Below are 20351 nucleotides of genomic sequence, written 5' to 3' on the forward strand. Positions count from 1 at the left end.
ACCAGCAGCTCCGTCGTCTCGGGCAGCGGCTGCTCGGCCGCCGAGATGCGCGGGAACGGGTCGTCTTCGCCGGGGAAGAACCGCGCCGCGAACCGCGCCCGCAGGGCGGCGGCGGTCTTGTGCCCGAATCCGACGAGCCCGCTGAACTGCGACAGCAGCGTGTCGGCATCGGCCGGCGCGGCAACCGTCACGACGCGTCGCGAAGCCACTCCGCCCGAGACGGCGACGAGCGCGGCGAGCGCGCCGAACGAGTGGCCGACGATGCCGTGGAACAACCCGTGCCGGCGCTGCAGCTCGACGAGCGTGTCGGTCCAGTCGAAGAGGTACGTGGCCCGCCCGGGAGTCTCGCCGTGGCCCGGTGCGTCGAACGCGACGACACGGAAACCCTCGAAGACGAGGTCGCGCACGAGGGTGGCGAACTGCGACGCCCGGCCGCGCCACCCGTGGGCGAGCACCACGACGTCGGCGCCCGTGCCCCATTCGTACACGCGCACGTCGACGCCGTTGCGGCTGAGCCCGTCGATGCGGACCGTCGACCGGCGAGCGCGCTCCATCGTCGGCGCGGCGTCCTCCGCCAGGGGCTGGCCCCGGCCGACCGACATGAACACGGGCAGTGCCAGGGCCGCTCCCGCTCGCGGCGACACCGCGCCCACCGTGCGGATGCTGCCGCCGATCACTCGTTCTTGAATCGTCGTCACGAGCCCGTTCCCATCTATACGTACGATCGTTCGGTCTAATAACGCACGATCGTACGCTAACCTGGACCCGTGACACAAGGGCGAGTTGAGCGACCTGACGGGCGCCGAGCGCGCGGCGACGAATCGCGGCGCGCGATCCTCGCGCATGCGATCGACACGGCATCCGTCGAAGGCCTCGACGGACTGACGATCGGCCGGCTCGCCGAAGCCGCCCGGCACAGCAAGAGCGGGGTCGCCACGCTGTTCGGCTCGAAGGAGCAGCTGCAGCGCGCGACGGTCGAGGCCGCACGCCAGGTGTTCATCGACGAGGTCGTCGAGCCGGCGGGCGAGAAGTCCGAGCGGGGACTGTCTCGCGTGTGCGCGCTCATCTGCGAGTGGCTCGACTACTCCGACAAGCGCGTCTTCAAGGGCGGGTGCTTCTTCGCCGCCGCGGCGGTGGAGTTCGACTCGAAGCCCGGCCCCGTGCGTGATGCGGTCGTCGCCGCGTCCAGCGAGTGGGAGGACTACCTCACGATCTCGATCCAGCGCGCGATCGACGCCGGCGAGCTCCCGCTGCTCGACGACGCTCGGCAGCTCACGTTCGAACTCGTGTCATTCCTCGAAGCGGCCAACACGCGCTCCCTCATGTACTCGAGCGCCGAGCCCTACGAACGCGCCGCACGCGCCGCTCGCACGCGACTGATCGCGCTCGGAGGCGATCCCGCACTCGTCGAGACGATCGGCGTGACGACGACCACCCGCTGAGCGCACTCCCGCCGAGCCGCCGGATGCGGAACGATGTCGGCATGGCCCGCTTCATGCTCGCGGCGATGCCCTTCACCGGCCACGTGACCCCGATGCTCGCGGTCGCCGAGGCGCTCCTCGAGCGCGGCCACTCGGTGCGGTTCTACACCGGCTCCGCGTTCCGTGACCGGGTCGAGGCATCCGGCGCCGTCTTCGTGCCATGGCGGAACGCGCCCGACTTCGACGAGAACGACCTCACGAAGACGTTCCCGCGACTTGTCGGCAAGAAGGGCGTGCGTCAGGTGATGATCAATCTCACCGACGCGTTCATCGGCACCGCGCCCGCGCAGGTGAAGGACCTTCTCGCAGCATGGGAGGAGGAGCCGTGGGATGCGCTCGTCACCGACGACACATCATGCGGTGGCGCCTTCACGGCCGAGAAGACGGATGCCCCGTGGGCGACCATCGCGATCCTCCCCCTCAACCTCCCGAGCCGCCACGGCCCACCGAGCGGGCTGGGGATCACGCCCGGCCGCGGACCGCTCGGGCGGGCCCGCGACGCGGCGCTACGCGGCATCCGTCCCCTCTTGGCCACGCCCTTGCGCAAGCCGCTCGCGAGCGCCCGCGCCGAAGCGGGGCTCCCGCCGTCGAACGCGATCTTCGACGAGGTGATGTTCTCGCCGCACCTGATCCTTGCGGGCGGTGCTCCCCTGCTCGACTACGAACGGCAGGATCGCCCCGCGCACCTCGAGTTCATCGGGCGCTTGGCCGCGACACCGCGAAAGGACGCGTTGCCCGACTGGTGGCACGACCTGCACGATCGCACGGTCGTGCACGTCACGCAGGGAACCCAGAACATCGACCCGGGCGATCTCATCCGCCCGACGATCGAGTCGCTCGCCGACCGGGACGTTCTGGTGGTGGTTGCGACGGGCCGCCGCGGGGCCGACGAGCTGCCCTTCACGGTCCCATCCAATGTTCGCGTGTCGGGGTTCCTGCCCTACGACGCGCTGCTGTCGCACGTGGACGCCGTCGTGACGAACGGCGGCTGGGGAGGAACGCTTGCCGCGCTCGCGCACGGCATCCCGCTGGTGATCGGCGGAGGCGACCTCGACAAGCCCGAGATCGCCGCGCGGGTCGCATGGTCTGGCGCGGGAGTGAACCTCAAGACGGGCACGCCGAAGCCGACCACGATCGCCGAGGCCGTCGACCGCGTGCTGCGCGAGCGAGACTTCGCGGATGCCGCGGCCCGCGTCGCCGCGCAACTCGAGTCCGGCGGCGGCGCGCAGCGCGCGGCCGAGCGACTAGAGGAGCTGGCGGGCGCGGCATCCGTCGTCTGACCCGTCGCGCCGCTCGCGCTGTCGTTTCCTGCAGACGCGGGTCTGTCAGACCGCAGCGCGTGCCGGATTCGACAGCGTGAAGCGCCTGGGTCAGGCGACGGGGTCGACCTGGCGGCCGGAGAGCTCCTCGAGGAGGTCGTCGCCGGGGCGCACCTCGTCGAACGGCGCGTCGATCTCGGCGCGGTCCAGCAACTCGGCCATGCGCCGGCGGCGCTGCCGCGGGATCAGCGTCACGACCGTGCCCGCGCGCCCCGCGCGGCCGGTGCGGCCGGAACGGTGCAAGTACGTCTTGTACTCGTCGGGCGCGTCGGCCTGAACCACGAGGTCGATGTCGTCGACGTGGATGCCGCGCGCCGCCACATCCGTCGCCACGAGCACCTGCACGCGTCCCGACGTCAGGCGCTCGAGGTTGCGCGTGCGCTTGGCCTGGTTGAGGTCGCCGTGGAGGGCGAGCGCGCGGATGCCGGCGTCGTCGAACTGCTCGGCGAGCATCTCGGCGTAGGCACGCGTGCGCGTGAAGACGAGCGTCTTGCCCTCGCGGTCGACGAGCGACGCGAGGATCTCGGCCTTGTCGCGGTGGTCGATCACGAGCACGCGGTGGTCGATCGTGCCCGAGTCCTGGTCTTCGCCGGCGACCTCGAACACGGCCGGCTCGACGAGGAACTCGTCGACGAGCGCCGCGACCTCGCGGTCGAGGGTCGCGGAGAACAGGAGCTTCTGCGAGCCCTTCGACGAGGTCAGGGACGGGGCGGTCAGGCGCAGGATGCGCTGGACGGGCTCGAGGAACCCGAGCTCGCACATGTGGTCGGCTTCGTCGAGCACGGCGATGCGGATGCCGGAGAGGTCGAGCTTGCCCTGCTCGACGAGGTCCTCGATGCGCCCGGGCGTGCCGATCACGATGTCGACGCCCTTCTTGAGCGCGCCCACCTGGCGTCCCTGCGGGACACCGCCGTAGATCTGCGTCGTGAAGAGACCGACGCTGCGGGCGATCGGCTGGATCGTGCGGTCGATCTGCAGCGCGAGCTCGCGCGTCGGAGCGAGGATGAGCGCCTTCGGCGCGCGGCCGAACTCACGCTTCTTGCCGGCCTGCGAGCGCAGGATCGACTCCACGAGCGGTGCGCCGAACGCGATCGTCTTGCCCGAGCCGGTGCGGCCGCGCGCGAGGACGTCGCGGCCCTCGATGATCGGGGGGATCGTCGCGGCCTGGATCGGGAACGGCGTCTCGGCGCCGAGCTCGGACAGCGTGCGGACGATGTTGTCGCCGAGGCCCAGGCTCGCGAACGTCATGTCGGCGACTGCCTCGGACTGCACGGCCTGAGCCTGCAGCCGCTCGTGCACGACGTCGGCGCGCTGCGTGTCGGCGCGCTGCGTGTCGGCGGCGGAGCGGGTCCAATCGGAACGGCTCGGCGCGTGGGTGCGGCGGCCCTTCGACTCGCTGCGCTCGCTCAGGGACCGGGAAGCGGTGCCGCGCTCGCTCAGGGACCGGGAGGAAGTGCCGCGGCCGCTCAGGGACCGGAGGAAGTGCCGCGGTCGCCGTGGGCGTGGGTGCGGATGCCGCGGGCGGCGTCGCGCCCCGCCTTCTCCTGCGCGGTCCAGCGGCGCTTGGGCGCGGCATCCGTCTCGGCTCGATACCCGCGGTGCGACGGGCTCTTGCTTCCGGGCTTGCCGGCCGACGACTCGCCGGGGCGGCGCTTGCGGTCCTGGAACGGCGTCTTCTTGGCTCCGTAGCGCGGATCGAAGTTCTTCGCGGCGCGGCCGCCGGCGGGCTTCTTGTTCTTGGGCATGGGTGTGTCCTTCTGGTTCTCTTACACGAGAACAGCGCCACGCGCGAACGCGCGCGAGCATCCCGGACATCCGTCGGCCGGGGCCATTCATGTGATGGTCATGTGCGCTGCCGTTCGACAGGCTCAGCGCTCACCATCGGCCCCTTGGACTCACAAACTCATCCGCAAGACCGTCGCGGTGTCCAGAGCCGACCGTGTCAGCGTAGCGGTCCCGCCTGTGAAGACGCCCGCGTGAGACGATCGGCGCACCTCGGACACTTAACCGGCAACAGGCCAGGGAGGTCCCGTGCGCCGACGCACCGCCGCAGTTCTCGCGCTCGTGGGCGGCGCGCTCCTCTGCGGCGCGCTCGTCGGCTGCGGCTCGCAGCCCTCGTCGTCGGCGGGGCCGCCCGTGCCCCTCCCCTCGCCGAGCCAGACCCTGGACCACGGCCAGGTCTACCCCGAGGGACCTCCGCCGTTCGTCGTGCGATACGACTCGACCGAGCTGCGCCTGGGTGCGGTCGCGTGGTGCTGGAAGAACGGCTGCGCGGACGGAGTCGACATGAACCCGCCGTCGATCGGATCGCCCGACGAGGTTCTCGTCTTCATCCCGGAGTTCGACCGCCTCACTGTGACGCAGGTGAGCGGTGAGCGGTACACGTGCGACAGCCGGACGCTCGACGCACGGACCGAGGACCTGGGCGGCGGGTGGTGGCGCGTGATCCCAGGGGGTCCCGCCGACGACTACACCGTCGACCTCTTCGCCGCGAAGGGCGGCGAGCTCTTCACCCCGCCGGGCGGATCGGGCGACATGTTCGCGTCCTTGCGCTGGACGACCACCGTCGACGCGCCGCTGCCGTCACCTGAGGCGTCGATCATCCTGGTCGTGAACCATGACGGCAGGCCCGACTCGTACGGCCTCGAGCTGTCGGTGGCGAACCTCGCCAGGACTCCTGTCGAGTACTCCGCGACGATCACCGTCACCGCCGCCAACGGGAAGACTCACACCTTCGACGCGCAGGCCACCGAGCACTGCCCGGGCGCCGGGATGCTCTACTTCGACGAGCCCGACGCCGAGGCAGTCGCCGCTTCGCGACTGGGCGACTTCCCCTTCACGTATCGCGTCGAGCTCGTGATCGACGGCGTCACGCACGTGGCGACAGCCCGGTACGGCGGCGACGAGGGCACGATCGACGTGCCGCTCGAGTTCGAGCCTGCTCTGAACTGACGGATGCCCCGCCCGGGGCGTCGTCAGCGGTCGGCGTGATCGGGAGCGGCGTCCGCGTCTGGGTCGCGGTCCTCGACGGCATCCGTCTCGGCGGACGGCGGCTCGTCCGTCTCGGCATCCGCATCGTGCTGTGGTGCGGAGTCCGGCTGGGGCTCGTCATCGGCGGGTTCCGACTCGACAGTCTCGACCGACTCCCCTGCCTCCGACTCGACCAACTCCGACTCGACGGGTGCGTCCGTCTCGACCGCCGGCGCCGACTCGATGTCGCCGTCCCCCGCTTCCGCGGGCTCCGCCTCGTCCACCCCTTCCGGAGCGGCCGACTCCTCCACGAACGGCGCGACGAACTCGGGCCGCGGCGCCTCTTCGGCGGGCTCCGTCCACTCCGCCGGCACTTCCGCGATGAACACGGGCGGCTCGGCGGTCAGCGGCTCGAGCTCATCGACCGCGGGCTCCGCGGCAGCAGCGTCCGCATCCGCGGGCTGCGCAGCCACCGCAAGCTCCGCAGGCTCGGCGGGCTCCGCCGGCGCCGCATCCGTCGCCCCCGTCGCGTCGGCGGCAGTGGTCCCCGCCGCGAGCGCCGCCTGCCGCGCGCGCCGCGCGCGCCGGGTCTCGTACACGGGCTCGGTTCCACCCTCGACCGCTCCTCCGACGACGGCGGCGCCGAGGGATGCTCCGACCAGTTCGCGCTCGTCGTCGGCCGGGGGTTCTCCGGCCGCGGCATCCGTTTCGCCTTCCGACGAACCGTCGCGCGTCGCCCGCCGCGTCGCCCGCCGCTCCTTCGCACCCTCGACGAGGTTGTAGAGCGTCGGGAGCACGAGGAGCGTGAGCACGGTCGATGAGATGAGTCCGCCGATCACGACGATCGCGAGCGGCTGCGAGATGAAGCCGCCGTGGCCGGTGATGCCCATGGCCATAGGCGTGAGGGCGAAGATCGTCGCGAGCGCCGTCATGAGGATCGGGCGCAGACGGCGCGAGCCTCCGGCGATCGTCGCGTCGTGCGCCGACAGGCCCTTCTCGCGGTACTGGTTGACGAGGTCGACGAGCACGATCGCGTTCGTCACGACGATGCCGATGAGCATGAGCACGCCGATGAGCGACGCGACGCCGAGCGGCACACCCGTGACGATCTGCAGCAGGATCGCGCCGGTGGCCGCGAACGGCACCGAGATGAGCAGCAGCAGCGGCTGGCGCAGCGACTTGAACGTCGCGACCATCACGATGTAGACGATGAGGATCGCGGCGAGCAGCGCGAGGCCGAGCTGCGAGAAGGCATCCTGCTGCTGTGAGAGCACGCCGCCGAGCTCGGCGTCGGCGGATGCCGGAAGCTCCGTCTCGGCAAGGGCCTGGTTGACGGTGGCCGAGGCCGCGTTGAGGTCGTCGGTCGCCGGCGTGACGGTGACCGTGGCGGTGCGCTGTCCGCGCTGCGTCGAGATCGAGGTCGGACCCTCGCTCTCTTCGACGACAGCGACCTCCGAGAGCGGGATCGGGCCGATCGCCGACGGGACGGTGAGCGCGCGCAGCTCCTCGATGGTGGCGGGAGTCTGCGACGCCGCCAAGTACACCGTGAGGGCGGTGTCGTTGATCTCGACCGTGCCGATGCGCTGCGGCTGCATCGTGTTCGACACGAGCGCGCCGACCGCGACCTCCGAGAGCCCGAGCGACGCCGCCTTGTCGCGATCGACGGTCACGGCGATATACGGCAGCGATGCGGCGAGGTTGCTCGACACCTGGCTGATGCCGTCGCGTCCGTCGACGGCGGCGACGACGGCATCCGTCGCCTCCTGCAGCGTCGCCGAGTCGGGGGCGGTGACGTCGATCTCGATGTCGCTCGAGCCGAAGCCGCCACCGCCGCCGGCGACCGTGATCGTCCCGGCGCCCTCGAGGTCGGAGACCGCGCGCTGCACCTCATCGCGGAGGGCGAGCTGATCGGCGTCGGGGTCGGTCGTGATCGAGTACGTGATTCCTCCACCACCGCCGGTGAAGGCGTCACGCAGTGGAGAGCCGCTCGAGCCGATCGACACCTGCACCGTCTCGATGCCGTCGATGTCCTGGAGGACGGCCTCGACCTGCTCGGCGGCGGCGCTCTCGGCGTCGAGGCTCGCGGCGGGGCCGATGTCCTGCGTCATCGTGAAGGTGTTCTGCCCCGAGTCCCCGAGGAAGTTCGTCTTCATGAACGGCGCGGCCGCGATCGTGCCGCCCAGCACGAGCACCGCGAGCAGCAGCGTGGTCCACGAGTGCTTGAGCGTCCACCGCAGGATGGGCAAGTACGCCTTCTGGAGCCGCGACGGCGGAGCATCCGGGTCTTCCGGATCGATCGCGCGGCCCTCGGCGTCGAGGATCTGCTTGCCCGGACGCAGGAACCAGTACGCGAGCACCGGGACGATCGTGAGCGCGACGAGCAGCGACGCCGACATCGCGATCGTCACCGTGAGCGCGAACGGGCGGAAGAGCTCTCCGGTGACGTCGCCCACGAACGCGATCGGCAGGAACACCGCGACGGTCGTGATGGTCGACGCGGTGATCGCCGCCGCGACCTCGCGCACCGCGCGGATGATCGCCGTGCGCTTGTCGGCGTCGCCGACGTAGTGCCGCTTGATGTTCTCGATGACGACGATCGAGTCGTCGACGACGCGTCCGATCGCGATCGTGAGCGCGCCGAGCGTCAGGATGTTGAGCGAGTACCCGAACGCCTGGATGCCGACGAACGTCACGAGCACGCTCGTCGGAATCGAGATCGCCGTCACGAGCGTCGAGCGCACCGACAGCAGGAACACGAGGATCACGAGCACCGCGAACAGGAGTCCCAGTAGGCCCTCCTGCGCGAGGGACTCGATCGACTGCTGGATGTACGGCGCCTGGTCGAACACGACCGTGAACTCGGCGCCGCCGAGGCTCTCCTCGAGGTCGGGGAGCACCGCGAGCACGCCCCGCGAGACGTCGACGGTGTTCGCCGCAGGGAGCTTCGTCACGGCGATCGTGAGCGCCGGTTCGCCGTTCACGCGCGAGATCGACGTGATCGGGTCGGATTCCTGCGCGACGGCGGCGACGTCTCCGATCGTCGTGGTCCCGGCGCCGAACTGCGCCGCGTCGCCCGGAACGAGCGGCAGGGCGGCGAGCTCATCGACGGACGTCACCTTCGTGCCGGTCTGCACCGTGAGGGTCTGCTCGTTCTCGGTGATCTCGCCGCCGGGGAACAGCACGCCGTTCTGGTCGAGCGCGTCGCGGATCGCCTGCTGGGTGAATCCGGATGCCGCGAGCGCCGCCTGATCGGGCGTGATCGTGATCCGCTGCCCCGATGCTCCGACCGTCTGCGCGGTGTTGACGCCCGGCACGTCTTCGAGGTCGGGGATGACGGATGCCTCGAGCTGAGCCTGGATCGACTCCTCGTCTTCGTACCCCGTGACCGCGAGCTGGATGACCGGGAAGTCGTCGATGCTCGCCGTGAGCACGTTGGGCTCCACGCCGTCGGGCAGCTGGCTGTCGATGCGGTTGATCGCCTGCGTGATCTTCTGCTCGGCCGTGGCGAGGTTGGTGCCGTACGTGAAGGACGCCTGCACGACCGAGGCGTTCGTCGTGCTCGTCGCGGTCGTCGACTCGAGGCCGGGAACACCCTGGATCGCCGCTTCGATCGGCGTCGACACGTCGTTGTTCACGACTTCGGGCGACGCGCCCGGATACGTCGTGACGATGATCAGCGCCGGGAACTCGATCGACGGGATGAGCTCCTGCTTGAGGTTCGTGAGGGCCAGGCCGCCGAAGATCGCGGCGACGATCGTGATGAGCGCGATGAGCGCGCGGTTCTTCAGGCTCAGGACGGCGAGGTTCGACACGGATGCCTTCGGTGGACGTGGTGCGGAAGGAGCGCTCGCGGCGATGGCCGCAGCGGGATACGCGAATGTATCGGGTTCAGTATTCCATGGCGTTCATCGCCGCTCCCTGAGGGAGTGCAGTGAGATGACGGGTGGCTGTGGCCGGTGCGGGTGGGTCCCCTTCCGGACGCTGAGCGAGCGCAGCGAGACGAAGCGCGCCCGCGCGCGGCGTCTACTCGCTGACCGACCCCGGCCGCAGCAGCACCCGGATCGCCGACTCGGGCGTGCGATCGAGGTCGAGCACGTTCCCCTCGGCGTAGCGCTTGAACACGCGCGGATCGATGTACGAGCCGCGCGCGACCGACGGCGTGTTCCCGAGCGCCTGGGCGGTGGCCCGCACCGCGAGCAGCTCCGCCTTCTTGCGATCGGACTTCGTGTCGGCGATGCCGATGCGCGCGAGCGCCTCGGCCGCGAGGATCGTCCCCCGCAGCGTGCGGAAGTCCTTCGCCGTGAACTTGCCGCCCGTGAGCGCGCGCACGTAGGCGTTGACCTCGGCCGGCGTGAGCGGCACGCGCTTGCGGCCGCGCTGCCACGCGAGCAGAGCGGCCCTCGGCTTGCCTTCGACGAGCAGCTGGAGCACGAGCGCGAGGTCCTCGTCGTCGATCTCGAGCATCTGCCGCTGCCGGCTCTTGCCCGGGAACGACAGCGAGACGGTCGGGATGATGACCGACGCGTGCCGCCGCTGCAGGGTCGTGAGTCCGTGGCTGCCGTGCGCGTTGAGGTAGCGCTCCGATCCGATGCGAGGGGCGGCGGTGTCCAGCATCCGGAAGGCCACGGCGAGCACGCGCTCCTGGTCGAGGCCGTCGGTGCGCAGCGCCGTCGTCACCCGCGCCCGCGCGCGCGGCAGCGCCTCGGCGAGCGCGAGCGCACGGGCGTACTTTCCGCGATCGCGACCGGCCGTCCACAGCGGGTTGTAGATGTACTGCCGACGTCCGACCGCGTCGGTGCCGACCGCCTGGATGTGCCCGTCCGCGCGCTTGCTGATCCAGACGTCCTCCCACGCGGGCGGGATCACGAGGTCGCGGATGCGCTCGAGGTCCGCCTCGCGCGGCGGCTTGCCCCTCCCATCGACGTAGCGGAACCCCGACCCGGAGCGCAGGCGCCGGTAGCCGGGGTCCTGGTGCGGGCGCACCCGCGTGAGTCGTGGCATGCGCCCTCCGTCGTCAGTGGTTGCGCAGCATCGAGATGAGCTCGGACTTCTTCTTGCCCGAGTATCCCGTCAAGCCGAGCTCCTTCGCACGCTTCTTCAGCTCCGGAACCGTCCGGTCGTCGTAGTCCTTGGCGCTCCCGCCCTTGCTGCCGACCTTCTTGCGGCCCTGGTTGGCGGCCGCGTTCGAGATGCGCGCGGCCTTCTCCTTCGAGGCGCCGTCCTTGCGGAGCTCCTCGTACATGTCGCGATCCTTGAGATTCGATCCGCGTCCTCGGGGCATCCTCGTCTCCTTCCGCCCGCGAGCCTTGAGGCCCGATCGAAACGGTACGGCGCGTGCTCGTGGGCTGAGAGGGGCTTGACAGCGCCGTGCGGTGCTGTCCGTCGACACGGATGCCGCAGCCCCGCCGGGACGCGCGAAAGCAGTTACCACCGGCGCTTCTCGCTCGTCAAGCCCCTGATGACGCGGCTCGCAGGGTGCCAATCTCGGAACGTGCCTGTGAGGCACCCGGTGCTTCGCCCCGTCGCATCGGCCTCCCCGAAGGAGTAGACATGAACATCCTCGCCATCATCCTGATCGTGCTTGCGATCGCGCTGTTCATCTGGTGGGGCGTTGTGCCCACCCTGAACTTCCTGCTGTGGATCGCGATCATCCTTGCTGTCATCGCGGTGATCGTGTTCCTGTTCCGGTACCTCAGCGGGCGTCGAGCACCGTAACGGGCAGTCCAGCGATTCTCCGGGCGCAACCCCGGCAGAAGAAGGCGGATGCCGCGACCACGGCGGTCGCGGCATCCGCCTCTCTGTCGCGCTCAGGGCCTACAGGTTCGCCTCCGCGTACACGCGCAGCGCGTCGCGCACGAACTCGGCGCCGGCGCTGCCGCCCGCGCTCGTCGCGTAGTTCGCTCCGAATCGAGGGTCGGCCACGTACATCTCGCCGAGGCCGATGACGTAAGCCTTCACATCGCCACCCGGCCTCGCGGCGGGCGTGCCGGGAATCCCGCTCAGCCACTCCACGTGGCGCTCCGCGAGCGCCTGCGCCTCGTCGCTGTCGGGTGCGATGCCGCGCTCGGCGGCGGCGATCCAGTCGCGACCGAGGCCGGAGGCCTTCTGCTGCCACGCCGACTTCTCTTCTGCGCTCATCGAGCGCCACCAGCGGTCGCTGTCGGCGTAGGCCTTCTTTCCCCAGCGCTCCTCGACCTCTTCCTTGTACTTCGTGTGGTCGAAGCCGTCGAACATGTTCTCTGCCATCAGGGGTTCACCTCCTCTCAGGGCGTCGATGGTCGACTCGACCGACGCGATCTGGCGCGCCAGCCGGTTCTGCTCCTGTCGCAGCCATGCGAGGTGCGCCTCGAGGGCGTGCACCTCGGCGGTCTCGTTCTCGAGCAGCTCCTTGATCTGCGGCAGGCCGAGCCCGAGATCGCGCAGGAGCAGGATCCGCTGCAGCCGGACGAGCGCGCGCTCGTCGTAGTACCGATAGCCGTTGCCGCCTATGCGCGACGGCGCGAGCAGCCCGATGTCGTCGTAGTGACGCAACGTGCGGCTGGTCGTGCCCGCGAGCTTCGCGATCTGCTGGATGGACCACTCGTCGCCCATGCCTGCCTCCTTTCGTCTCTCTCGGCTCGAGAGCCCTGCAGGAACGACGCTAAAGGTTGACGTTGCGGCAACGTCAAGGCGGATCCGAGAACTTTCTTGGTGAGTTCGCGATATATCGTGTTAGCATCTCATCACGCGATATATCGCGATCCCCACATCGCAGGAGCATCTCATGACATTCGAGAAGTGGATCATCCACCCCGGCGAGACGCGCGTCATCGACATCGAGACCGTGCGCTCGCTCAAGATCGGACTGGTCGGCGGCCAGATCGACGTCATCGCCCACGACGAACCCGGCGCACGCATCGAAGTGCACTCGGTCACCGTGAAGGACCTCCGCATCGAGGTCTCGGGCGACCACGTCGAGATCGACCACCCGCAGTTGCGCTGGGACAACTTCCTCGAGGTGTTCCGCAACTTCGGCGCGGGCGGCCCGAAGGCCGAGATCAGCGTCGCGGTGCCTCGGTCGGTCGCCCTCACGATGGGCGTCGTGAGCGCGAGTGCGCTCGTGTCCGGCATCCGCGACAACGCCCGCCTCAACACCGTCTCGGGCGACCTCATCGTCGACGGCCTCACGGGCGACCTCACCGTCAACGCGGTGTCGGGCGACGTGCAGGTGCGCGAGCTCATCGGCGCGCTCAACGCCAACACCGTCTCGGGCGACATCGCCGCGACCGGCTCGCTGAGCAGCGCGACCATCGACACCGTCTCGGGCTCGATGCTCGTCGACTCGACAGGCGACATCCACGCCGTGAGCCTCAACACCGTGAGCGGCGACGCGACGATCCGCCTCGACGACGGATTCCCCGCGAATTACGTCATCCGCAGCGTCAGCGGCCGGGTGATCGTCGACGGGCAGAAGGTCTCGGGCACAGGCACCGGCCCGCTCACCAACTTCACCGGTGCGGTGGGCGAGCTCAGCGGCAGCTTCGCCGACGTGCGCGCCAACAGCGTGTCCGGCAGCATCACGGTGCTGCGGCGCTCGGCGACCGCGACGGCGAACACGGATGCCGCACCCGGCGCCGACCGTCCGGTGACGGACGACGCGGCCGCCGGCATCGACGAAGAGGAGTGGTGATGAGCCCCGTCTTCTCGCACGGCGACCTGCGCCTGTACCTGCTGAATCTCCTCGATGAGGCTCCGCGCCACGGGTACGACATCATGCAGGCGCTCTCCGACCGCACGGGCGGCACCTACACGCCGAGCGCCGGCACGGTGTACCCGCGCCTCGCGAAGCTCGAGGAGGAGGGCCTCGTGACCAAGACGGTCGACGGTCGCAAGACCGTCTACTCGATCACGGATGCCGGACGCGCCGAGGTCGCCGCCCGTAAGGGCGAGCTGGAGGGCATCGAGGCGAACCTCGCCGACTCGGTGCGGCTCATCGCCGACGAGGTGCGCGGCAGCGTGCGCGAGGCGATGAAGAGCCTGCAGGCCGACCTCGCCGCCGCCGCCCGCCAGGAGCGGGCGACCGCTTCGCAGCGGACGGCGCCCGTCGACGACGCCCGTGTGCGCACCCGCGAGCAGCTGCATCGAGCGGACGCCGCGATCAACGAGTTCCGCGTGCGCGTGCGCAGCGACCTCCGCACGCACGTCGCGCGCGGCGGCGAGCTCGCGGCCGACACCGTGGACGCGATCGTGAACGAACTCGACCGCATCGCGCGCGACGTCACGCGAGCGCTCCGGGGCTGACCGGCCTACTCGGGCCAGATCTCCTCGTCATCGGGGATCGGCTCGCCGAGCGGCACGACCAGGATCGGCCGATGCTGCCGATGCGCGAGCCGCGCGGCGACCGACCCCGTGAAGAACTCGCGGATCGACTCGCCGAGCCCGCGGCGGCGCGTGCCGATGACGAGGAGCTTCGCGTCGACCTGCTCTCCGAGGTGCTTCATGGCCAGGGCGGGATCGCCCACGAGCTGCTGCACGGTCCACTCCACGCCGCGGCCGGCGAGCGCCTCCGTCGCCTCCGCCGTCACCTGGGCCAGCGCGCCCTCGCCGGTCATGAGGTCGACGTCGATGGGCGCGGAGTGCACGTAGCCATCGGGGTCCTCATAGGTCACGAAGCGCGTCACGTCGACGTGAACGACGATGAGGGGGGCGCCGAGCAGCTTCGCGTAGCGCGCCGCCTCCTTCAGGACGCGCGGCGGCTGGCCGGGCACGACGCCCGCGATCACGGCGCCGCGGATCTCATCGGGGGACGGCGTCTGGGGACCCGATCCGGGAGACGTCTCGCCCGCCGAGCCTTCGTCGAAACCCTCGGATGCCGCGTCCGACATATGCCATCGTCCCCTTCGCCGACGTGTCGGAGCCGCCGGGGTGGATGGGGCTCCGTGGTATCCTGAATGCTACTCTTACCGGCCTATGGCCGGATCGTGAATGCGGCGGGCGCCCGCACAGCCCGCGACTCAGAAAATGAGGGGGTCTCGCATGGGGCGTGGCCGTCAGAAGGCGAAGCACACCAAGATCGCCCGAGAACTCAAGTCGTACAGCCCGAGCGTGAACTACGCCGCGCTCGAGCGGGAACTGGCAAGCCACGATGACGACGAGTACGTCGACAAGTGGGCCGACCAGTACGAGGACGAGGACGAGGACGAAGAAGACGCGGCACTGAACAGCGCGATGCGCTGATTCCGTCGCAGCTCCGCACGCCCGGTCGCGATACTCGCCGACGTCAGGCGTGCAAGCTGCTCGACACGTGCCACGCGCCGCGTCGCACGATGCGCTCCAGCTCGTGCGCGCGCGACGCGAAGTCTTCGGCCGTCGTCGACAGCGACACGGCACCGATCGTGCGGCCGCTGTGCGACCGCACGGGCGCCGCGATGCATGCCAGCTTGGGCATGTACTCCTCCACCTCGATCGCGATCTGCAGGGCGCGCACGTCGTCGAGTTGCTCCAGCAGTCCGCGCTCGCTGGTCACCGACTTCGTCGAGATCGCGGGCGCTCCGTGGCGCTCGAGGTAGCGCCGCACGCCTTCGTCATCCCGCGCCGCGAGCATCAGCTTGCCGAACGCGGTGACGTGCGCTGCCTCCGCGAACCCCACGTGCAGCTGTCCGATGCGCGGATGCTCCCGTGAATCGGCGATGTGCGCGACGGCGATGTCGTCGCCGCGGAACACCGTGAGGTACGCCGGCGCAGCCGCGCTGTCGTGCATCTCACGCAGGATTCCCCGCACCTCGGGGGTCACGACGAGCTGTGCGCGCACCGCGCGGCCGAGGCCGTCGACGGCCCGCCCGAGCACGTAGCGCGCGTCGTCCGCGCGTGCGAGATAGCCATGGGCGACGAGCGTCGCGAGCAGCCGGTAGGTCGTCGCCGTCGACAAGCCGAGGCGCGTCGCGAGCTGTGCGGCGGTCAGCCCCTCCGCGCTCGACCCGACCTCGTCGAGGATCTGCAGCACGCGATCGGCCGAGCGGATGCCCGCTCCGTCGCGGGCCGCGGAGACGGCGCCCATGCGGCCCAGTGTAGGCCGCTGCATGGCGATGCGGATTCGCACATCGTGAGAACGCGGATGGTCGGGGTGAGGCATCCGCGCTCACGATCGAGAAAGACAGACACGGTCGTGAGAAAGGAACCCGCCATGGCCGACAAGATCCTCATCCTCACCGGCGACGCCGCCGAGACGCTCGAGGTGTTCTACCCGTATCACCGGCTGCAGGAGGCCGGTTACGAGGTGCACATCGGCGCGCCCGAGAAGCGGAAGCTGCAGTTCGTGGTGCACGACTTCGTCGACGGCTTCGACACCTACACCGAGAAGCTCGGTCACACGTGGGAGGCCGACATCGCCTTCGCCGACGTGAACCCCGAGGACTACGTCGCGATCGTCGTCCCGGGCGGGCGAGCGCCGGAGTACATCCGCAACAACGAAGACGCCAAGCGCATCGTGCGCCACTTCTTCGAGCGCAACGAGCCGGTCGCGGCGCTCTGCCACGGGCCCCTGCTGCTCGCGGCGGCCGGTGTGCTCCAGGGCCGCACATCGTCGGCGTACCCCGAGCTCGCCGTCGACGTCGAGACGGCGGGCGGCATCTTCGAGAACGGCGGCGGGGTCGTCGACGGCAACCTCGTCACGGGTCGCGCCTGGCCCGACAACGGCACGTGGATGAAGGCGTTCCTCGACGTGCTCGAGGGAGCCAAGGTCACCGCGTAGACGGCCGGGGGGACCGGATGCCTCGACCCCGCGCGAGCGGGCGGTCGAGGCATCCGTGTGCCTGCCTCGCTCTGGCGACGGGCGATCAGGACTCCTGTGAGCCCTCCACCCACGCGAGGTACTCCTCCGTCACCGTGCCCGTGACATAGCGGCCGTCGAAGCAGCTCATGTCGAGGTCCTCGACGTCGGAGCCCTCGAGGATCGCCGCCTTCAGGTCCTCCACCTCCTGGTAGACCATGTAGTCCGCGCCGAGCTCCTTCGCGATCTCGGGGATCGTGCGCCCGTGGGCGACGAGCTCGTGCCGCGACGGCATGTTGATGCCGTAGACGTGCGGGTAGCGGACCGGGGGAGCGGCGGACGCGAACGTGACGCTCTTGGCCCCCGCGTCGCGTGCCATCTGGATGATCTGCTTCGACGTCGTGCCCCGCACGATCGAGTCGTCGATGAGCAGCACGTTCTTGCCCTTGAACTCGCTCGACATCGCGTTGAGCTTCTGACGCACGCTCTGCTTGCGGACCGCCTGGCCGGGCATGATGAACGTCCGGCCGACGTAGCGGTTCTTGTAGAAGCCCTCGCGGTACTCGATGCCGAGCTTGCGCGCGACCTGCATCGCCGCGGGTCGCGACGAATCGGGGATGGGCATGACGACGTCGATCGCGCCCGGGGGCGTGTACTTCGCGATCGTGTCGGCGAGGCGCTCGCCCATGCGCAGGCGCGCCTCGTACACCGAGATGCCGTTCATGATCGAGTCGGGACGCGCGAGGTACACGTACTCGAACGAGCACGGCACGAGCTTGGGGTCGGGCGCGCACTGCTTCGTGTGCAGGTGCCCGTCGAGGTCGATGAACACGGCCTCGCCCGGCATGACGTCGCGCACGACCTCGAACCCCGCGTTCTCGAGCACGAGCGACTCGGATGCCACGATCCACTCGTACTTGCCCTCGCCCGCGTCGCGCACGCCCATGATCAGCGGACGGATGCCGTACGGGTCACGGAACGCGAGCAGTCCGTACCCGGCGATGAGCGCGACCGCGGCGTACGAGCCCTCGACGCGCTCGTGCACGCGCGACACCGCCTGGAAGATCTGCTCGGCGTCCAGCTGGAGCCCCGAGATCGACGCCTGCAGCTCGTTCGCGAGCACGTTCACGAGCAACTCGGTGTCGGAGCTCGTGTTGAGGTGGCGGCGGTCCTTGTGGAACAGCTCCTGCGTGAGCTCGCGCGTGTTCGTGAGGTTGCCGTTGTGCACGAGCACGATGCCGTACGGCGCGTTGACGTAGAACGGCTGTGCCTCTTCCTCGCTCGACGCGGTGCCCTTCGTCGCGTAGCGGCAGTGGCCGAGGCCGATGTTGCCGAGCAGCGATCGCATGTCGCGCGTGCGGAACGCCTCGCGCACCATGCCGCGGGCCTTGTGCAGGTGGAACACGCCGTTGCTCTCGGCGGTCGAGATGCCTGTGGAGTCCTGGCCTCGGTGCTGCAGCAGCAGCAGGGCGTCGTAGATCTCCTGGTTGACCGGCGCCTGGCCGACCATTCCGACGATGCCGCACATGTGGTGGTGATGCTCCGTTTGCTCGTTATGCCGCGGCGTCGTCCGCGTACGATCCGACGAGGCGCACGGCTCCGCCGTCGACGCCCTTCGCGCCCTGCTCGAACGCCTCGCCGCCCTCGGGGAGCGGTCCGTCGTTCACGACGCCGACCTGCCAGGTCGCGATGCCGTCTTGGGCGAGGGCGGATGCCGCGGCATCCGCCTTGTCTGCCGCGACGACCGCGACGAAGCCGATGCCGAGGTTCCACGTGCCCTCGGTCGCGGTGAGATCGAGTCCGCCGAGGTCGGCGAGCACGCGGAACACCGGCGGGGGCGACCACGTCGAGCGGTCGACCTCGACCCACGCGCCGCGCGGGAGGACGCGCGCGACGTTCGCGGCGATGCCGCCTCCCGTGATGTGGCTCAGCGCGTGGACGCGGTCGCCCTGGTCGGCGATGAGGCGCAGCAGGGGAGCCGTGTACAGGCGCGTCGGCTCGAGGAGCGCCTCGCCCCACGTGGTGCCGTGCGGGCCGAGGTCGGGCGCGCGGTCGCCGTACTGCACGCCGGCGCGCGCGACGATATGGCGCACGAGAGAGTAGCCGTTCGAGTGGAGCCCGCTGCTCGCGAGCGCGAGCACGACGTCACCCGCCTGCACGCGCCCGGCGCCGAGCACACGATCGGCGTCGACGACCCCGGTCGCGGCGCCCGCGACGTCGTAGTCGTCGGGGCCGAGGAGTCCGGGGTGCTCGGCGGTCTCACCGCCGACGAGGGCCGTGCCGGTCTCGGCGCATCCGGCGGCGATGCCGCGCACGATGTCGGCGATGCGCTCGGGCACGACCTTGCCGCACGCGATGTAGTCCGTCATGAAGAGCGGCTTCGCGCCGACCACGACGATGTCGTCGACGACCATTCCCACGAGGTCGAGGCCGATCGTGTCGTGCTTGTCGATCGCCTGCGCGATCGCCACCTTCGTGCCGACGCCGTCGGTGCTCGTCGCGAGCAGCGGCTTGCCATAGGCCTTGAACGCCGTCGCGTCGTAGAGCCCGGCGAAACCGCCCACTCCTCCGAGTACTTCGGGGCCGTGGGTACGGCGGACGGCCGACTTCATCAACTCCACTGCGAGATCGCCCGCAGCGGTGTCGACGCCGGCTTCGGTATACGGATTCGCGGAGGCGTCGCGGGAGGGGGAGGCCACGGCCTCCAGCCTACCGGCGGCTTCCTGGGCGGATGCCCGAGTGGTCCCGGTGGGCGGCGGGTGAGGCGGGGGCGGCGGGTCAGCGGGGCGGCGGGTTAGCCGGGCGGCGGGTGCGGCATCCGGTCTGTCGCGGTTGTCGCGAACGCAGGAGATGGGCGCGGCGCAGGGCGGATGCCGCGCGCTCGGTCCTGCGTCGGGATCATCTCCTACGCCGGCACCGCAGTCGGATGGCGCCGGAAGGCGGGCCCCTTGTCGGGCGCCCGCTCTACAATGGCGGCATGGGCGGCGCCGGTGCACCGGAGTGGGTGATCCGTGAAGACGCGGGTCAGCCGGTTCTGCTCGCGCTGTACCTGCGGCAGGTCTTGGGGATCCGCTCGCCCGACGAGCTGCCGCACCTTCGGGGAATCCAGGCGCGGGCGAACAACCGCTCCGAGGCGGCGCAGAACATCCTCGAGCGCCAGTGGCGCGAGTACTGGGCCATGACGGTCGAGCCGCAGGCGCATCCGTCGCCTGTTCCACTCGACCTCGTCGACGGCTTCGACACGATGATCGCGCTGCCGGTCGAGGGCTTCGACGAACTGCGCGAAGCGATCATCCCGCACGCACCCGAGGCTCTCGCGTTCTCGCAATCGGCGCACAGCCGCTACGCGAAGGACGCGGCTTCGAAGCCCGGAGTGTCGTATCGCGCGTACGCGAGCGCGATCGCCGAGCACGAGCGGCAGGTCGGGCGTCGCGCCCACTCGTTCGAGCTCAACGTGCAGGTGCTCCCGCTCTCGCAACGCGGGGTGTGGTGGATCGGGTCGCTCACGATCGCGGTGACCGATGGGCTGCGGGGCGACGTCGTCGCCTTCGACGCGGCGATCCACCCGATCATCGCGGAACTGGCGTAGCCGCCGTCGACCTCAGTCGAGCGACTCGACGGTCTTGTGGTCGACCTCGACCGGCGTCGCGCGGCGGCTGGAGACCTTGTCGAGGATCAGGGCCACACCGCCTCCGACCAGCAGGCCGACGGCGACGCCGACCAGCGCGAGGAATCCGAAGACCTGGCCGTCGGAGTACACCGCTCCGTTGTCGGCCGGCCGGTCGTTGCCGTTGAACGCGAACGTCAGGATCATCGCGACGAACACGCCCAGGG

At 70.1% G+C, this 20351-nt stretch carries 20 protein-coding genes and 1 pseudogene; 9 read left to right on the forward strand and 12 right to left on the reverse strand.

Going from position 1 to position 20351, the window contains the following annotated elements:
- The coding region (locus tag VFF97_RS12330) for an alpha/beta hydrolase (protein WP_325033791.1) at positions 1-698 on the reverse strand (698 nt) is incomplete at its 3' end.
- A gap of 69 nt (positions 699-767) precedes the next feature.
- Here VFF97_RS12330 and VFF97_RS12335 point away from each other — a divergent pair.
- Both VFF97_RS12335 and VFF97_RS12340 read left to right on the forward strand, forming a co-directional pair.
- Positions 768-1442, forward strand: coding sequence for a TetR/AcrR family transcriptional regulator (locus VFF97_RS12335; protein WP_325033792.1), 675 nt, complete (start codon positions 768-770; stop codon positions 1440-1442).
- Positions 1443-1483: 41 nt separating this feature from the next.
- On the forward strand, positions 1484-2761 hold the full coding sequence (locus VFF97_RS12340; RefSeq protein ID WP_325033793.1) for a glycosyltransferase: 1278 nt from the start codon (positions 1484-1486) through the stop codon (positions 2759-2761).
- A gap of 90 nt (positions 2762-2851) precedes the next feature.
- Here VFF97_RS12340 and VFF97_RS12345 read toward each other — a convergent pair whose 3' ends face one another.
- Both VFF97_RS12345 and VFF97_RS12350 read right to left on the reverse strand, forming a co-directional pair.
- The gene (locus VFF97_RS12345) at positions 2852-4072 is read right to left on the reverse strand and encodes a DEAD/DEAH box helicase (RefSeq protein ID WP_325033794.1); all 1221 of its coding nucleotides are present in this window, start codon (positions 4070-4072) and stop codon (positions 2852-2854) included.
- A 194-nt stretch (positions 4073-4266) separates the two neighbouring features.
- A complete protein-coding gene (locus VFF97_RS12350) occupies positions 4267-4545 on the reverse strand; it encodes a hypothetical protein (protein WP_325033795.1) in 279 nt (92 codons plus the stop codon).
- A gap of 286 nt (positions 4546-4831) precedes the next feature.
- Here VFF97_RS12350 and VFF97_RS12355 point away from each other — a divergent pair, with 286 nt between their 5' ends.
- The gene (locus tag VFF97_RS12355) at positions 4832-5752 is read left to right on the forward strand and encodes a hypothetical protein (protein ID WP_325033796.1); all 921 of its coding nucleotides are present in this window, start codon (positions 4832-4834) and stop codon (positions 5750-5752) included.
- Between the two features lie 23 nt (positions 5753-5775).
- On the opposite strand, the gene VFF97_RS12360 is transcribed toward VFF97_RS12355, so the two are convergent.
- From VFF97_RS12360 to VFF97_RS12370, 3 genes are all read right to left on the reverse strand, one after another.
- Positions 5776-9582: an efflux RND transporter permease subunit gene (locus tag VFF97_RS12360; RefSeq protein ID WP_414684256.1), complete on the reverse strand. Its 3807-nt coding sequence runs from the start codon at positions 9580-9582 to the stop codon at positions 5776-5778.
- A gap of 211 nt (positions 9583-9793) precedes the next feature.
- A complete protein-coding gene (locus tag VFF97_RS12365) occupies positions 9794-10771 on the reverse strand; it encodes a DNA topoisomerase IB (protein WP_325033797.1) in 978 nt (325 codons plus the stop codon).
- A 13-nt stretch (positions 10772-10784) separates the two neighbouring features.
- Complete coding sequence (locus VFF97_RS12370) at positions 10785-11051, reverse strand: DUF7218 family protein (protein ID WP_325033798.1); 267 nt, start codon at positions 11049-11051, stop codon at positions 10785-10787.
- A 269-nt stretch (positions 11052-11320) separates the two neighbouring features.
- Here VFF97_RS12370 and VFF97_RS12375 point away from each other — a divergent pair, with 269 nt between their 5' ends.
- Positions 11321-11485, forward strand: coding sequence for a hypothetical protein (locus VFF97_RS12375; protein ID WP_179487441.1), 165 nt, complete (start codon positions 11321-11323; stop codon positions 11483-11485).
- 99 nt (positions 11486-11584) lie between these two features.
- Here the strand turns inward: VFF97_RS12375 and VFF97_RS12380 are convergent, their stop codons facing one another.
- The gene (locus VFF97_RS12380; protein WP_325033799.1) at positions 11585-12361 is read right to left on the reverse strand and encodes a MerR family transcriptional regulator; all 777 of its coding nucleotides are present in this window, start codon (positions 12359-12361) and stop codon (positions 11585-11587) included.
- Positions 12362-12533: 172 nt separating this feature from the next.
- Here VFF97_RS12380 and VFF97_RS12385 point away from each other — a divergent pair, with 172 nt between their 5' ends.
- Together VFF97_RS12385 and VFF97_RS12390 are read left to right on the forward strand one after the other, a co-directional pair.
- The gene (locus VFF97_RS12385; protein WP_325033800.1) at positions 12534-13439 is read left to right on the forward strand and encodes a DUF4097 family beta strand repeat-containing protein; all 906 of its coding nucleotides are present in this window, start codon (positions 12534-12536) and stop codon (positions 13437-13439) included.
- A complete protein-coding gene (locus VFF97_RS12390; RefSeq protein ID WP_325033801.1) occupies positions 13439-14050 on the forward strand; it encodes a PadR family transcriptional regulator in 612 nt (203 codons plus the stop codon). The genes VFF97_RS12385 and VFF97_RS12390 overlap by 1 nt, the downstream gene beginning before the upstream one ends.
- Positions 14051-14055: 5 nt before the next feature.
- Here the strand turns inward: VFF97_RS12390 and VFF97_RS12395 are convergent, their stop codons facing one another.
- The gene (locus VFF97_RS12395) at positions 14056-14634 is read right to left on the reverse strand and encodes a universal stress protein (protein WP_325033802.1); all 579 of its coding nucleotides are present in this window, start codon (positions 14632-14634) and stop codon (positions 14056-14058) included.
- Between the two features lie 151 nt (positions 14635-14785).
- Here VFF97_RS12395 and VFF97_RS12400 point away from each other — a divergent pair, with 151 nt between their 5' ends.
- The gene (locus VFF97_RS12400) at positions 14786-14986 is read left to right on the forward strand and encodes a DUF3073 domain-containing protein (RefSeq protein ID WP_325033803.1); all 201 of its coding nucleotides are present in this window, start codon (positions 14786-14788) and stop codon (positions 14984-14986) included.
- Positions 14987-15029: 43 nt separating this feature from the next.
- On the opposite strand, the gene VFF97_RS12405 is transcribed toward VFF97_RS12400, so the two are convergent.
- Positions 15030-15806 carry an IclR family transcriptional regulator gene (locus VFF97_RS12405; RefSeq protein ID WP_325033804.1) on the reverse strand — a complete coding sequence of 259 codons (777 nt, stop codon included), beginning with the start codon at positions 15804-15806 and terminating at the stop codon, positions 15030-15032.
- A 126-nt stretch (positions 15807-15932) separates the two neighbouring features.
- Here VFF97_RS12405 and VFF97_RS12410 point away from each other — a divergent pair, with 126 nt between their 5' ends.
- A complete protein-coding gene (locus VFF97_RS12410) occupies positions 15933-16499 on the forward strand; it encodes a DJ-1/PfpI family protein (protein ID WP_325033805.1) in 567 nt (188 codons plus the stop codon).
- A gap of 85 nt (positions 16500-16584) precedes the next feature.
- On the opposite strand, the gene purF is transcribed toward VFF97_RS12410, so the two are convergent.
- A complete protein-coding gene (gene purF / locus VFF97_RS12415) occupies positions 16585-18045 on the reverse strand; it encodes an amidophosphoribosyltransferase (RefSeq protein WP_325033806.1) in 1461 nt (486 codons plus the stop codon).
- Between the two features lie 25 nt (positions 18046-18070).
- Entirely contained in the window at positions 18071-19216 is a 1146-nt protein-coding gene (gene purM / locus VFF97_RS12420) for a phosphoribosylformylglycinamidine cyclo-ligase (RefSeq protein ID WP_325033807.1), read from the reverse strand.
- A 278-nt stretch (positions 19217-19494) separates the two neighbouring features.
- Between purM and VFF97_RS12425 the strand changes: the two genes are divergently transcribed.
- Positions 19495-20106 (forward strand): zinc-binding alcohol dehydrogenase, encoded by a 612-nt coding sequence (locus VFF97_RS12425; protein ID WP_325033808.1) that lies wholly within the window; start codon positions 19495-19497, stop codon positions 20104-20106.
- A gap of 12 nt (positions 20107-20118) precedes the next feature.
- Here the strand turns inward: VFF97_RS12425 and VFF97_RS12430 are convergent.
- Positions 20119-20351, reverse strand: a pseudogene (locus VFF97_RS12430) (potassium transporter Trk); the annotation flags it as partial.

The sequence above is a fragment of the Microbacterium sp. genome, from assembly GCF_035687345.1.
GTDB lineage: Bacteria > Actinomycetota > Actinomycetes > Actinomycetales > Microbacteriaceae > Microbacterium.